Below are 15235 nucleotides of genomic sequence, written 5' to 3' on the forward strand. Positions count from 1 at the left end.
TCTTCTTGTTTTTACAAAAAGGGTTTATTTTTTATTATCTCTATTTTTGTATCTGACTAAACCATTGTTTTGTCAAAAACACTTTCAATTACTTTTTCGTGACGCTTCTTGAACCTTACTGAGCTTCCTGCTGCAGGCGAACCATAGAATCTTCGACTACATACTCTGAAATTCTTAGCTTCTTCTAAATGTAACAGCAAATGACTATATGCCCCCATGTTTCTTGGCTCTTCCTGAGCCCAAACCACATCATCAGCATTTTTATATTTTTCAATGATCTGATTGATCTTCTCTGAAGGTAATGGGAATAACTGCTCTATTCTAACTAATGCAACATCTTCTCTATTACTTTCCTCTTTTCTATCTAATAAATCGTAGTAAAATTTACCTGTACAAAATACAAGAGATTTTACCTTATCTACATTGGCAATAGGATCATCTAATAAAGTTTGGAAACTTCCCTCTGCAAATTCTTCTTTAGTCGAAATCACCTTTGGGTGTCTTAGTAAACTTTTTGGTGTAAATATAATTAAAGGTTTTCTGTAATTTACCTTCATTTGTCTTCTCAATAAGTGGAACATGTTAGCCGGTGTGGTAACATCAGCAACAAACATATTATCCTTCGCACAAAGCTGTAAGAATCGCTCCATTCTCCCTGAGGAGTGCTCTGCTCCTTGCCCTTCATATCCGTGAGGCAACAACATCACCAATCCATTTTGCAATTTCCACTTGTCTTCTGCTGCAGAAATATACTGATCGATCATGATCTGAGCTCCGTTCACAAAATCTCCGAACTGAGCTTCCCATATGGTTAGCGTTTTTGGACTTGCCATAGCGTAACCATAATCGAATCCAACTACTCCATACTCTGAAAGCAATGAATTATAGATATGGAATTCTCCTTTCTTATCTGGGATACTATTATGCAAAATAAATTCTTCTTCATTATCTTCCACTTTCACAACCGCATGACGGTGTGAAAAAGTTCCTCTTTCCACATCTTGTCCGCTCATTCGAACGTTGTATCCTTCTTGCATCAAAGTTCCATAAGCCAGCAATTCGGCCATCGCCCAGTCTAACTTATTATCTTCAAAGAACATTGAATGTCTACCTTCTATTAACCTTGATATCTTTCTTAAGAACTTCTTATCTTTTGGTAATTGTGTGATAGTTTCAGCTACAGTAGTTAGTTTGTCTATGGAAACTGTGGTATCCACTTGCTCCATCATTACATCTTCCTGAACATTCTCAAAACCTTCCCATTCATCTTGCATGAAAGGAGTAATTCTGGTTGTATCTTCTTTTCTCGAATCCTCTAGTTCCTCTTCAAGCTTAGCTTTATAGGTCGCTTCTAATTGCTTAACATAACCTTCATCAATTACTCCGGCATTTACCAATTTTTCAGCATAGATATCTCTGGGATTCTCATGCTTGGATATTGCTTTATACAACTTTGGCTGAGTGAATCTTGGCTCATCACCCTCATTATGTCCATATTTTCGATACCCTAGAAGATCGATAAAAACATCTCTTCCAAACTCCATTCTAAAATCTAAAGCGAATAAAACCGCATGCACGACAGCTTCGGCATCATCGGCATTCACATGAAGAACCGGAGATAAGGTTACTTTTGCAACATCGGTACAATATGTAGATGATCTACCATCTAAATAGTTGGTAGTAAAACCAATTTGGTTATTTACTACTATATGTATGGTTCCCCCGGTCTTATATCCGTCCAATTGTGCCATCTGCACTATTTCGTACACTAGGCCCTGACCTGCAACTGCAGCATCACCATGTACAATTATTGGAAGAACCTGAGAATTATCGTCTTTATATTTTTTATCCTGTTTTGCTCTTGAAATTCCTTCCACCACAGCACCAACGGTTTCTAAGTGAGAAGGGTTTGGAGCAATATTGATATTTATTTCTTTTCCATTTCTTGTTCTACGGCAAGATGTCCACCCTAAGTGATACTTTACATCCCCATCAAATATGTCCTGCTCGTAATCTTTTCCGTCAAATTCACTAAAGATATCCTTTGCGCTCTTTCCAAATATATTGGTAAGCGTACTTAATCTTCCACGGTGAGCCATTCCCATCACAAAATCCTTCACTCCAAAATCGGCAGCTCTTTCAATAATAGTATCTAAGGCAGGAATCAAACTTTCATTACCTTCTAATGAGAACCTTTTTTGCCCTACATATTTAGTGTGTAGAAAACTTTCAAAGGATACTGCATCATTCAACTTAGAAAGGATCAGTTTCTTTTCTTCGCTGCTGAAGTCAGGCTGATTATCGTTGATGTTCAGTTTTTGCTGAATCCATTGAATCTCTTCAGGTTTACGAATATACATATATTCGATACCTATAGAGTTACAATAAATTTTCTCTAAATGCTTTACGATCTGCCTTAAGGTAGAAGGTCCAATCCCCAGAATTTCTCCTGCATTAAAAGTGATGTCAAGATCCTTCTCAGACAATCCAAAATTTTCTAAGGCTAAAGTAGGCATGTACTTTCTTCGCTCCCTCACCGGGTTGGTCTTTGTAAATAAATGACCTCTGGTGCGATACCCGTCAATTAAACGAACTACCTGGAATTCTGCCAGAACATTTTCTGGAATTTCAGCAGGAGCTACTGAAGCAGAAGAGCTGGAAGAAGCACTTGAAACTTCAGAGGAAACCGAGTCAGTTTGCTCCATTCCAAAGTCGAAACCTTGAAAAAAAGCTCTCCAGCTAGGTTCTACGCTATCAGGATTTATTAAATATTGGTCGTAAAGTTCAGCGAAATATGCTGTATGTGCAGCGTTAAGAAATGAAAATCTATCCATAAGTGGAAACTAATGTTTCTTTTGTTGTAAAACAAAGCAAAAATACAACTTTTAGAAATTATAGACCTTAGGATTTCTTAAATTTATAAAGGTAATTATAAGAATTTTAACAGAATCATACGTTTAAGTAATTGACAATTCAAGCCTTAAAAACGAATATTTCTTCACTTACATTTTGAAGTTTTAACAAAAATGATGCGATTTTTTCAAATAACCTGAAAGCAGAAGCAATCTGGAAAATAATCATGATTTTCACTTAGACTTCTCGTTCCATAAGAGAAGCGCCAAATTCACGCAATAGATCTTTCTTTGATTCTGATAATTCTATCTTATCCAGCACTGCAAATGCTTCTTTGGTATATTTTCTAATTTCCTCACGAGCCAGTTGTGAAGCTCCGCTTTCTTCAAAAATATGTTTAACCGCTTCTATTTTTCCACTAGTTTCTGATGGATTAATACTATATAAATGCTCTAACTGACTAGCTTCTGCAGGTCCAGCATTTTTTACAGCCATAAGATATAAGAAGGTCTTTTTATTCTCGATAATATCTCCTCCTACCTGCTTTCCAAAAGTTTCAGGGTCACCAAAAGCATCTAAGTAATCGTCCTGTAACTGGAAAGCAATTCCCAAGAGACGACCGTATTCATATACCGCTTCTTTGCATTCTTGAGACGCACCAGCAACAATAGCCCCCATCTGTAATGATGCTCCCACCAATACTGCTGTTTTATATTCTATCATTTTCAAATAATCGGCAACTTCAACATCTTCCCGACTTTCAAAATCCACATCATATTGTTGTCCCTCACAAACCTGAATAGCTGTTTCGGTAAATAACTGAGCTAATTCCTTAAAAGTGTTTCCCTCATAATTTTCAAAGAGCTGATAAGCGTTTATAAGCATGGCATCGCCTGAGAGAATTCCCGTATTTAGGTCCCATCGCTCATGAACGGTCTCTTTCCCCCTTCTTAAAGGAGCTGCATCCATAATGTCATCATGTACTAACGAAAAATTATGAAATACCTCAATAGCTAAAGCAGCATCCAATGCTTTCTTATAGGAAGTATCAAAGATTTCGGCACTCATCAACACCAACACCGGTCGAAGTCGTTTCCCACCTAATTGTAATATATATGTTATAGGCTCATATAAATTTACAGGTTCTTTTGTCTTTATTTTCGCGCTTAAATGATCTAGAAAAGCTTCCCGGTACTGAGAAATTGATAACATTGATGTAATTTTTTGGCTAAAATACCATAATTGGTACTAATTCAAATTTTACTGCAATGTTAAATAATTGAAATACTTTGGAAACTTTTAATGTTTTTAAAGTTTCCTTATGTACCTTTGCCCGAAATTTGAAAGCAGATGAGAGAAAAGATTTTAGAGAAGGCTGCAGAGATGTTTCTAAATATTGGATTTAAAAGTGTGACCATGGACGATATTGCTAATGAGCTAGGAATATCTAAAAAAACCATATATACCCACTTTTCAACTAAATCTAAATTAGTAGAAGCAGCTGCCCTTTATATTTTTGATACTATTTCTACCGGAATAAAAGCGATAAGTAAACAAGAGCTTAATGTAGTGGAAGAGACCTACGCGATAAAGAATTTTGCATTAACGCATCTTAAAAGCGAGAAGTCTTCACCCCTATATCAGCTCAACAAATATTACCCAAAAGTGGCGGCTGTTCTAAGAGAGAAACAATTTGAGGTGATGCAGGATTGCGTGGTAGAAAATTTACAACGCGGTATCGCATCCGGCCATTACAGAAAAGATATCCCTATACCTTTTATTTCGAGAATCTATTTTGCTGGAATTACCGGAATTAAAGACAATAACCTATTCCCTATTGAAGATTTTGGAGTAATTCCTTTAATGGAAAATTATCTGGAATATCATGTTAGAGCCATCGTAACCGAAAAGGGGCTAACAACACTTAACAAATTAATCAACGATAAAACAATTAAAAACTAATGAAAAGGATTTTTCTAATTGTATTTCTGCAATGCAGCATCTATGCCGTAGCGCAGGACACACTTGAAACATACCCAAAGGCTTTTTCTTTGGAAGAAGCTATAATATATGGTTTAGATAATAGCTACAATTCCCAAATAGCCAATAAAGATGTAGCCATCGCTCTCAAACAAAAGTGGGAAATAATAGCGCAGGGATTACCGCAAATAAGCGCGAATGCCGAATATAGAAATAACCTTGTGCAACAGGTTACTTTATTACCCGCAGAAATTACCGGAGGCACCCCGGGAACCTTTACCCCGGTGACATTTGGAACCAAACAGAATTTAACTGCGACTACCACCTGGAATCAGTTAATTTTTGATGGTTCTTATATAGTAGGAGTACAATCTGCTAAAACTTTGCTGAAGATTTCTGAGAACTCTAAAGTCAAGACAGACCTTATGGTAAAACAAGCTATTACCGATGCTTATGGGAATGTTCTTCTTGCCAGTGAAAGTGTGTCCATTTTAAAACGCAACTTAGAAGTAGTAGAGAAGAATTTCAACGATACTCAAAAAATATTTGAAAACGGTCTCGCCGAGGAGGAGGAAGTAGAGCAACTAAACATCACCCTTTTAGGTTTACAAACAAATTTGAACAATGCTGTTAGAATGCAAGCTATAGCATATGATATGCTGAAGGTAACCATGGGTATTCCAGTGGAGCAACCTATTACGGCAACCGATAATTTGAATGAACTAAGTGTAGATAATTTCGATTTACTTCTATTATCAAAAGAGATTCCTGTAGAGAATAACATCGATTACCGATTAGCGGAAGATCAGGCCAATCAGGCTGAAATTTTAGTAAAACTGGAAAAAACCAAAGCACTTCCTACCCTTTCTGCATTTGTTAATTATGGGGCACAGGGTAACAGTGATACCTTTTCATTCTTTAACAGCAGCCAGATTTATTATGATCAGTCGGTTCTAGGAGTAAGCTTGAATGTGCCGCTTTTTAGCAGTGGGATGCGAAGCGCCAAAACAGCACAAAAAAAGATTCAATACGAGCAAGCAGTTTTACAATTAGAGCAAACAAAAAACCAGGTAGAACTTGAGATCTCTTCTGCAAGAAATGATTATAAGTTCAGTTTAGAGAATTATGAGAACACCAAAAAAAGTCTCGCGTTGGCGGAACGTATAGAGAATAAGAATCAGATAAAGTTTTTTGAAGGTCTTGCTTCGAGTTTTGACTTAAGTGAAGCCAGGCAACAACTCTATCAGGCTCAGCAAAACTATCTGCAAGCCATGCTGGAAATAATTACTAAAAAATCGGATCTGGAAAATTTACTGGACACCACTCAATACACAAAACAAAACTAAAATTTCAACATCTATAAAATGAAAAAACTTTTATACATACTTACCATTAGCATAGCAGTAGCTTCCTGTGGTGGAAAAAATGAATCTGTAGAAGAATTAATAGAACAAGGCGATCTTACAGCTATTAAAGAAAGAAAAGCTGAATTAAATGCCCAACAAAAGGAGCTGAAATCAGAAATAGATCAGCTTAACGCTTATATTGAAAGCAAAGAAAAGAAAGAGCGTCCGCTTTTGGTTACTACCCAGGTTATAAAGGACACTGTTTTCAAACATTTTGTAGAAGTACAGGGAAATGTTGAAACAGACAAAAATATCATTCTTTACCCTGAATTCTCGGGTATACTAATGAATGTATATGTCAAAGAAGGGCAGCGTGTATCCAAAGGTCAGACCCTAGCTAAAATAGATGACGGCGGACTTGCCAGCCAAGTGGCGCAACAAGAAGCGCAAACCGCCTTGTCTAAGACTACTTTTGAAAGACAAAAAAGTCTATGGGATCAAAAAATTGGTTCCGAAATCCAGTATCTACAGGCAAAGACCAATTACGAGTCTTCTCTTAATGCTACAAAACAACTTCGCTCTCAGTTAGCAAAAACTATTATTTCAGCTCCCTTCAGCGGTGTGGTAGATGATATTATTGCTGAACAAGGTCAGGTAGTAAACCAGGGGCAGTCGCAAGTGATAAGACTTGTAAACCTAGAGGAGATGTATGTAAAGGCGTCTATTCCTGAATCGTATTTAGAAAGTATAAAGAAAGGAACAGAGGTAACTGTTAATCTGGCCTCTATCGGGAAAGAATACAAAGGCATTGTAAGACAAGTAGGAAATTACGTGAACCCAGACAACAGAACTTTTAGCGTTCAAATTGAAATTCCAAATAAAGATGGTCTTGTAAAACCAAACCTTATAGCAACTGTAAAAGTGAATGACTATAGCAGCGAAAATGCTATTACTATTCCGGAAAACATCTTACAGGAAAATGCACAAGGCGAGATAGTTGCTTATTTATATCAAAAAAATGACACTACCGCTGTTGCTAAAAAAGTAATTCTTGAAACTGGATACAATTACGAAAATAGCATTGAGGTTTTAAGTGGTTTAAACAAAGGCGATACAGTTATAATAGAAGGAGCCAAATCTGTTAGAGACGGGCAAAAAGTAACTACCAGAAATTAAGATACCCATTATGAGTAAGAATACATATAAAGAATTTAGCATCTCGTCATGGGCTATAGATAATAAAATGACGGTCTACGTTATAATGGCCCTAATATTATTATCAGGAATCTTTTCCTATTATAGTATGCCCCGCGAGGCTTTTCCCGAAATAATTGAAACTAAGATCTATGTTAGTTCGGTAAATCCCGGAAACTCTGCAGAAGATGTAGAAAAGTTTATCACCGAACCATTAGAAGAAGAGTTCAATAATATTGCAGGTGTAAAGGAAATTACTTCTACTACCCTTCAGGATTACTCCATCATCATTGTTGAATTTGAAGAAGATGTGGAAATTCCGGTGGCGAAACAGTTGGTAAAAGATAAGGTAGATCAGGTGAAGGCTGCAACCACATGGCCCACTTTAGATAATGGTGCCAAGGTAGAGCCTAACGCTTTTGATTTGAATATTTCAGAAGAACAACCTATTCTTAACATCAACCTTACAGGAGATTATCCTGTTCAGCAATTAAAAGATTATGCTGAATATCTTCAGGATAAAATAGAACTTCTTCCGCAAATAAAGGAAGCCACAATACGTGGAGCCGAAGAAATGGAAGTAGAAATTGCTGTTGATGTGTATAAAATGAGTGCCTCTCAGGTAAGTTTTAATGATATTGTAAATTCAGTTAGAGGAGAGAACAATACTATTTCTGGAGGTAACGTAATTAGCAATGGTGTTGAAAAGAACATCCGAATTATTGGAGAAATAGATAATCCCGACGATCTCAAAAACGTAGTAGTAAAAAGAGATGGTGGAAATATCTTCCTGAAAGATATCGCTGATATCAATTTCAAAGAAAAAGATCATACAACTTACGCAAGAGAATACGGAAATCCGGTAGTGATGCTCGATATTAAAAAGCGTGCCGGTAAAAATATGATTGAAGCTGTAGAGCAAATCAAGGAATTGGTAGATCAGGAACAGGAAAATTATTTACCACAAGGACTTCATATTTCTCTAACCAACGATCAATCTATTAAAACTCAGAACCAGGTAGACGATCTGGTTAACAACATCATCTTCGGTGTTATTCTGGTTGTTTTGGTTTTGATGTTCTTCTTAGGATTCAGGAACTCGTTATTCGTAGGGTTTGCCATTCCGCTTTCCATGCTGTTATCTTTAACTATATTATCTGCTCTAGGCTTCACCTTGAACACCATGGTGCTTTTTGGGCTGGTAATGGGACTTGGAATGTTGGTAGATAACGGGATTGTGGTAGTAGAAAATGTCTACAGCTTAATGGACCAGGGCTTACCGCGAATGAAGGCAGCTAAACAAGGTATGGGTGAGATTGCATGGCCAATTATAGCCTCTACTGCAACTACCCTTGCGGCATTTTTCCCTCTGGGATTGTGGCCGGGAACAATTGGAAAGTTCATGATCTATTTCCCAATTACACTTTCTATTGTACTGAGTTCTTCTCTTTTCGTGGCACTTATCATTAACTCGATGCTTACCTCGAAGTTCATGGAGACCGAAGAAGAATCTTTAACTAAAAAACAATTAATTCGCTGGAGCCTTATTTTAGGAATTATTGGTATTGTATTATTAGTAACGGGATTCGTAGTGGATTCTGGTGGGTTACGTGGAATTGGAAACCTGAGCATCCTCGCGGCGATTATGTTATGGGTGTACAAATATTTCCTCTCAAGAGCTGTTGAATATTTTCAATTCAAAGCCTTAAAGCAACTTGAGAATTTTTATGAGCGATTCTTAAAATATGCATTGCGCGGAAGAAAAGCTTATGCCTTTCTATTAGGGACATTTATATTACTGATATTATCATTTATTCTAATTGGAATCGTTCAACCAAAAGTGCTGTTCTTCCCAGAAAATGAACCTAATCAAATCATCACTTATATTGAATATCCACAAGGAACCAGTATAAAAAAGACAGATGAACTTACTAAAAAAGTAGAAGCTCAGGTTTATAAAGCCATAAAAAAGTATAAAGATGAAGACGGCTACAATTATATGGTCGAGTCGGCTATTTCTCAAGTTGGACAAGGAGCTGGAAACCCTCAAACCGATGGCGGACAGTCTAATGAAATGCCTCATAAAGCGAAGATCACCTTATCTATGCGTGATTTTCAGTTAAGACGAGGAGTGAAAAGTAGCACGGTACTTTCAGAAGTAAGAGAATCGGTAAAAGGCTTTCCGGGAGCATCCATTATTGTTGAAAAAGATGCAGCAGGACCGCCTTCTGGTTATCCTGTAAATATTGAGCTTCGTGGAGAAGATTATGAAGAAATGCTTAAGGAAGCTGCCAAATTAAGAGCTCATATTGAAACGTTGAATATTGGTGGAATTGAGGAGCTTAAAATAGATGTAAACAAAGCGAAGCCGGAAATGGAAGTCCGCGTAAATCGTGAAAAAGCTGGTCAGTTAGGAGTCTCAACTGCTACTGTAGGGCAAACAATTCGAAGAGCTATTTATGGAGAAGAAGTTTCAACCTACAAAGAAGGAGGAGACGATTATGAGATCAACGTAAGGTTTGCAGAAGAATATCGTTATAACGAAAGCGCCTTATTCAATCAGCCAGTAACTTTTAGAAATAATTCAGGAGAGTTAATTCAGGTTCCTATTTCCTCTTTAATAAGTAAAAAGAATACATCTTCATTTAGTTCTATTAAGAGAAAAGATTTGAAACGTGTTATAACTGTTTATTCCAACGTACTGCAAGGCTACAATCCAACCGAGATCGTAACCGATCTGAAATCGGAATTGGATAGCTACGAAATGCCTCAAGATATAGATTACATGTTTACCGGGGAGCAGGAAAAGCAGGATGAAAACATGAACTTCCTTTTAATGGCACTATTCTTAGCTGTAGGAGGTATTTTATTGATTCTTGTTGCACAGTTTAACTCTATTACCAAACCCCTTATTATTGTAATAGCCATTGTGCTTAGTTTGGTAGGGGTGTTTCTTGGACTGATTATCTTCCAAATGGATTTTGTGGTGATTATGACCATGATGGGAATAATTTCTCTGGCGGGGATCGTTGTAAACAACGCTATTGTACTTATAGACTATACACAAATCCTAATTGATAGAAAACTGCAGGAGTTAAATTTAGAAGATGACGACCTGTTAACTAAAAAGGAATATTTCAACCTGATAGTTGCCGGAGGTAAATCCCGTTTAAGACCGGTATTACTAACTGCAATAACAACTATTTTAGGTCTTATCCCCCTAGCAGTTGGATTGAATATCGACTTCTTCGGATTGTTCACCGATTATGATCCAGCCATCTATATTGGAGGTGATAACGTGATATTCTGGGGGCCATTGGCATGGACAGTAATTTTCGGATTAATATTCGCGACGTTCCTTACATTGGTAATTGTTCCTGTTATGTTCTATCTGGTTAACCGTTCTAAAATCAGAGTAAGAAATAAAAGAAATGAATTCAAGCAGCGAAAGATAGCTGCACGACAATTCAATAATTAACAGTAGAGTATCCCCGTCAATTTGATGGGGATATTTATATATATAAAGCTCATTAGGTAGTAGCTTACTAGAATAGGCAGGAGCTGTAAAGAAGATTGAAAAAATGAAGACTTCTTAGAAGGCTTCTAATTGTAAAAACAAAAAAGGCCCGGAAATATCTTCCGGGCCTTTTTTATAATATAATAATGAATTTAATTTCTACTTACAAGGGTAGATGTGTTAGTATAACTTGTAACATCGGCGATTTGATTGTCATTATAGTCAACTTCAGTTAACTTATCTGCAGACCAAAAAAACCATTTACCAGTTTTATTACCTTCTTCGTATTGCGCAAGGGCAATCTTTTTACCGTTCGCGTCGTAAGAAATCCATTCCCCATGTAGTTTTCCGTCCTTGTACGTTCCTTCCTGTCTAATACTTCCATCTTCATAATAAAACGTTCCTTTAATTAGCTCTCCTTGTTTCTCGAAACTAGGTTTCACATCCTGAGCTGTCATTACTGTTCCAAACAGTAAAGCAACTATCACTAGCATTGATTTTATATTTCTCATAACCTCTTTTATTAATATTTACTTTACGAAGATAACATATTATTTACATTCAAGCAATAATTTGGTAACATTAAATTAACATTGGAGCGTTTTTATTTGAAAATCAGCAGCTTAGTCAACACTCAATGTTAACATCAAAGTTTAAAGTTTACTTTTTTCATCATATAAATCTCAAGAAACCGCTATAACTTCTTACTTTTGCATTCCTAATTTCAATAGTAGAAGATGTATAGAAGTCATACCTGTGGTGAGCTAAGAGCCACTCATATAAATGAAGAGGTTACCCTTTCTGGCTGGGTACAAAAAATAAGAAATAAAGGTTTCATGATCTGGGTTGATATTAGAGACCGCTATGGAGTAACTCAACTTATATTTGATGAGGAGCGTACACCAAAGGAAATGATGGAACAAGCGGCTCAACTAGGTCGTGAATTCGTAATTCAAGTTAAAGGAAAGGTTATAGAACGTGAGTCTAAGAACCCACAGCTTCCTACCGGAGATATTGAAATTCTAGTTTCTGAATTTACATTGCTAAATGCTTCTTTAACTCCTCCCTTTACTATTGAAAATGAAACCGACGGTGGAGAAGAACTACGCATGAAATATCGTTATCTGGATATAAGAAGAAATCCTGTAAAAGAAAGTTTGATGTTTCGCCATAAGGTAGGAATGAACGTGAGGAATTACCTTTCTCAGGAAGGATTCATCGAGGTGGAAACGCCTTACCTTATAAAATCTACTCCTGAAGGAGCTAGAGATTTTGTAGTACCAAGCCGAATGAATGAAGGTCAGTTCTACGCCCTGCCTCAATCTCCTCAAACTTTTAAACAATTATTGATGGTTGGGGGAATGGATAAATACTTCCAGATCGTAAAGTGTTTTCGAGATGAAGATCTACGTGCCGATCGCCAGCCGGAATTCACACAAATTGACTGTGAGATGGCTTTTGTAGAACAGGAAGATATTCTAAATATTTTTGAAGGACTTACCCGCCACTTGCTAAGAGATATTAAAGGTGTTGAAATAGGCGATTTCCCAAGAATGACCTATGCCGATGCTATGAAGAAATACGGAAATGACAAACCGGACATTAGATTTGGGATGGAATTTGCCGAGCTTAATGATCTTGTAAAAGGAAAAGGTTTTAATGTTTTTGACGAACAGGAACTTATTGTAGGTATAGCCGTTCCAGGTGCTGCCTCATACACGCGTAAACAAATAGATGCCCTTATCAATTGGGTGAAACGACCGCAAATTGGTGCTAATGGACTTATTTGGGCAAAATATAATGAAGACGGAAGCTTAAAGTCGTCTGTAGATAAATTCTATTCTGAAGAGGATCTTACAGCTTGGGCTAAGGAAACTGGGGCCAATCCTGGCGACCTTATTTTAGTAATGGGAGGAAATACCGATACTACCAGAACTCAACTTAGTGCACTTAGAATGCATTTAGCAACAGAACTAGGGCTTAGAAATGCTAATGAATTTGCTCCTTTATGGGTTGTAGATTTTCCATTATTAGAATGGGATGAAGAAACAAAGAGATTCCATGCCATGCACCACCCATTTACCTCTCCTAAACCTGAGGACAAGAAATTATTGGAAACAGATCCTGGAGCAGTGCGTGCTAATGCGTATGATCTGGTATTGAATGGAAATGAAATTGGAGGAGGTTCTATTAGAATCCATGACAAAGCAACCCAGGCTAAAATGTTCGATTATTTAGGCTTTACTCCTGAGGAAGCAAAAGCGCAATTCGGATTCCTTATGAACGCTTTTGAATATGGAGCACCACCACACGGCGGACTTGCTTTTGGGTTTGATAGATTAGTGGCAATTCTTGGAGGGCAGGAAACCATTCGCGATTTTATTGCATTCCCTAAAAACAATGCCGGCCGGGATGTAATGATAGATGCTCCTTCCAAATTGGATGAGGAACAATTAAAAGAGCTACATTTACAAGTAAAATTATAATTAAATAAAATCCTGCTTTAGAGCGGGATTTTTTAATCGCACTTTTTAACCTAATTCAGTACTATAGAATGTTCCCGAAGACCATCCCCGGTTTACAACGTTTCTTACTGTGGAAGACTAAACATTTGTCTCAGCAGCAATTCATTCTAATTCTAAGCGCTATAATTGGTTTTATAGCAGGATTAGGTGCTGTTGCCATTAAAAATGCAACTCATTTCATTCAGGAACTACTAGAGGGAAGGCTTATTATAAACTACCACCATGCTTTCTATTTTATATTTCCCATAATTGGTCTGGCACTTACCCTGCTAATAATTAAATATGGCTTTAAAAAGGATATAGGACACGGTATTCCATCAACCTTATATGCTATTTCCAAGCGAAAAGGGATAATGAGGCCTTTCCAGATGTATGCGTCCCTATTTACCGCACCCCTTACCGTGGGCTTTGGAGGTTCTGTGGGATTGGAAGGTCCAACCGTAGCAACAGGAGCCTCCCTGGGTTCCAATATTGCACGCTTGTTCCAGATGAATCAGACTTCCCGCACCTTATTAATAGGATGCGCAGCGGCAGGAGCCATGTCTTCCATATTTAAAGCGCCTATAGCAGCTATTATCTTCGCAATAGAAGTATTTAGTTTGGATCTCACCCTTGTTTCCATGCTCCCTTTGCTTACAGCATCGGTGTCGGCGATATTAACATCTTATTTTTTCTTCGGATCAGATATTATACTGCCTATTAAACTACAGGACGATTTTATCATTTCGGAAGTTCCTTTTTATATCATCCTTGGAATACTTGCCGCACTTTGCTCTATGTATTTTACTAAAGTATATTTCAAGATACATGAGCTCTTTAAAAAAATTAGCTCCCCCCTAACCCGATTATTAATAGGGGGAATTGGACTTGGAGTAATCGTTTATCTCATTCCTCCCTTGTACGGAGAAGGTTACAATGTGATAAATAATCTTCTTAAGGAGAATTATATGGCTGCCTTGGGCACAAATTTCTTTAATGATTTTCTTGATAATATATGGATCGTGGTGGCACTTTTAGCGGGTTTGGTTTTATTTAAGATTGTAGCCACCTCTCTTACCTTTGGAGCCGGAGGAGTTGGAGGAATCTTTGCACCGGTACTCTTCATGGGAAGTGCCATGGGCCATTGTTTCGCTTTAATTGTAAATAACTCCGGACTTTTAAAAAACCCTATTTCTGTAAGTAGTTTTACCATGGTTGGTATGGCAGGCCTGATGGCTGGAGTATTACATGCGCCACTTACAGCGATATTCCTAATTGCCGAACTAACCGGGGGTTATGAACTTTTCGTACCTTTAATGATAACCGCCCTGATATCATATTTGATCACAAATAAATTTCAGCCACATTCCGTTTATACCATGGAATTAGCCGAAAGGGGAGAATTACTTACCCACGATAAAGATCAGGTAGTACTGACATTAATGAATATAAGACAGGTTATTGAAACTAACTTTGTTACCCTTCAATCTACCATGAACCTAGGAGATATTATTCACAAAGGAGTTTTGAAATCTTCCAGAAATATTTTCCCGGTTTTGGATGAAAATAACAATTTTATGGGAATTATTTTATTAGATGATATCAGGCCGGTTATGTTCAAGCAGGATCTTTATAACAAGATCACAGTTCAGGAACTTATGCAAAGAGCTCCGGAAATTATCGATATTAAAAAAGATAGAATGAAGGATATAATGGAAAAATTTCAGGAAAGCGATGCATGGAATCTTCCCGTTGTAGAAGATGAAAAATATATTGGTTTCGTTTCCAAATCGAAATTACTTACCGCTTATCGTCAAAAATTAATCGAAGTAACCGTATAA

The 15235-nt window shown here is 37.2% G+C and carries 9 protein-coding genes; 6 read left to right on the forward strand and 3 right to left on the reverse strand.

Annotated features, from left to right (window positions below; genetic code table 11):
- Window positions 1–56: 56 nt before the first annotated feature.
- Both L1I30_RS01390 and L1I30_RS01395 read right to left on the reverse strand, forming a co-directional pair.
- Window positions 57–2834 carry a 2-oxoglutarate dehydrogenase E1 component gene (locus tag L1I30_RS01390; protein WP_236132456.1) on the reverse strand — a complete coding sequence of 926 codons (2778 nt, stop codon included), beginning with the start codon at window positions 2832–2834 and terminating at the stop codon, window positions 57–59.
- 256 nt (window positions 2835–3090) lie between these two features.
- Complete coding sequence (locus tag L1I30_RS01395) at window positions 3091–4065, reverse strand: polyprenyl synthetase family protein (protein ID WP_236132457.1); 975 nt, start codon at window positions 4063–4065, stop codon at window positions 3091–3093.
- A gap of 138 nt (window positions 4066–4203) precedes the next feature.
- Between L1I30_RS01395 and L1I30_RS01400 the strand changes: the two genes are divergently transcribed.
- Genes L1I30_RS01400 through L1I30_RS01415 form a run of 4 tightly spaced genes read left to right on the forward strand, consistent with a single transcriptional unit; the run spans window position 4204 to window position 10851 of the window.
- A complete protein-coding gene (locus L1I30_RS01400; RefSeq protein ID WP_236132458.1) occupies window positions 4204–4815 on the forward strand; it encodes a TetR/AcrR family transcriptional regulator in 612 nt (203 codons plus the stop codon).
- A complete protein-coding gene (locus L1I30_RS01405) occupies window positions 4815–6179 on the forward strand; it encodes a TolC family protein (RefSeq protein WP_236132459.1) in 1365 nt (454 codons plus the stop codon). Before L1I30_RS01400 ends, L1I30_RS01405 begins: the two co-directional genes overlap by 1 nt.
- 18 nt (window positions 6180–6197) lie before the next feature.
- Complete coding sequence (locus L1I30_RS01410; RefSeq protein WP_236132460.1) at window positions 6198–7355, forward strand: efflux RND transporter periplasmic adaptor subunit; 1158 nt, start codon at window positions 6198–6200, stop codon at window positions 7353–7355.
- 10 nt (window positions 7356–7365) lie between these two features.
- Window positions 7366–10851 (forward strand): efflux RND transporter permease subunit, encoded by a 3486-nt coding sequence (locus L1I30_RS01415; RefSeq protein WP_236132461.1) that lies wholly within the window; start codon window positions 7366–7368, stop codon window positions 10849–10851.
- Window positions 10852–11042: 191 nt separating this feature from the next.
- Here L1I30_RS01415 and L1I30_RS01420 read toward each other — a convergent pair whose 3' ends face one another.
- Window positions 11043–11402 carry a toxin-antitoxin system YwqK family antitoxin gene (locus tag L1I30_RS01420; RefSeq protein WP_236132462.1) on the reverse strand — a complete coding sequence of 120 codons (360 nt, stop codon included), beginning with the start codon at window positions 11400–11402 and terminating at the stop codon, window positions 11043–11045.
- Window positions 11403–11627: 225 nt separating this feature from the next.
- Between L1I30_RS01420 and aspS the strand changes: the two genes are divergently transcribed.
- Together aspS and L1I30_RS01430 are read left to right on the forward strand one after the other, a co-directional pair.
- Window positions 11628–13376: an aspartate--tRNA ligase gene (gene aspS, locus L1I30_RS01425; RefSeq protein WP_236132463.1), complete on the forward strand. Its 1749-nt coding sequence runs from the start codon at window positions 11628–11630 to the stop codon at window positions 13374–13376.
- 68 nt (window positions 13377–13444) lie between these two features.
- Window positions 13445–15235 carry a chloride channel protein gene (locus tag L1I30_RS01430; protein ID WP_236132464.1) on the forward strand — a complete coding sequence of 597 codons (1791 nt, stop codon included), beginning with the start codon at window positions 13445–13447 and terminating at the stop codon, window positions 15233–15235.

This window comes from Gillisia lutea (assembly GCF_021568705.1).
GTDB classification, from domain to species: Bacteria; Bacteroidota; Bacteroidia; order Flavobacteriales; family Flavobacteriaceae; genus Gillisia; species Gillisia lutea.

Excerpts from the sequence above, each read along its gene's own strand:
- L1I30_RS01410 (WP_236132460.1), top strand. The coding sequence starts at position 6,198 with ATGAAAAAACTTTTATACATACTTACCATTAGCATAGCAGTAGCTTCC.
- L1I30_RS01415 (WP_236132461.1), top strand. The coding sequence starts at position 7,366 with ATGAGTAAGAATACATATAAAGAATTTAGCATCTCGTCATGGGCTATA.
- L1I30_RS01405 (WP_236132459.1), top strand. The coding sequence starts at position 4,815 with ATGAAAAGGATTTTTCTAATTGTATTTCTGCAATGCAGCATCTATGCC.
- L1I30_RS01400 (WP_236132458.1), top strand. The coding sequence starts at position 4,204 with ATGAGAGAAAAGATTTTAGAGAAGGCTGCAGAGATGTTTCTAAATATT.
- L1I30_RS01395 (WP_236132457.1), bottom strand. The coding sequence starts at position 4,065 with ATGTTATCAATTTCTCAGTACCGGGAAGCTTTTCTAGATCATTTAAGC.
- L1I30_RS01430 (WP_236132464.1), top strand. The coding sequence starts at position 13,445 with ATGTTCCCGAAGACCATCCCCGGTTTACAACGTTTCTTACTGTGGAAG.
- aspS (WP_236132463.1), top strand. The coding sequence starts at position 11,628 with ATGTATAGAAGTCATACCTGTGGTGAGCTAAGAGCCACTCATATAAAT.
- L1I30_RS01390 (WP_236132456.1), bottom strand. The coding sequence starts at position 2,834 with ATGGATAGATTTTCATTTCTTAACGCTGCACATACAGCATATTTCGCT.
- L1I30_RS01420 (WP_236132462.1), bottom strand. The coding sequence starts at position 11,402 with ATGAGAAATATAAAATCAATGCTAGTGATAGTTGCTTTACTGTTTGGA.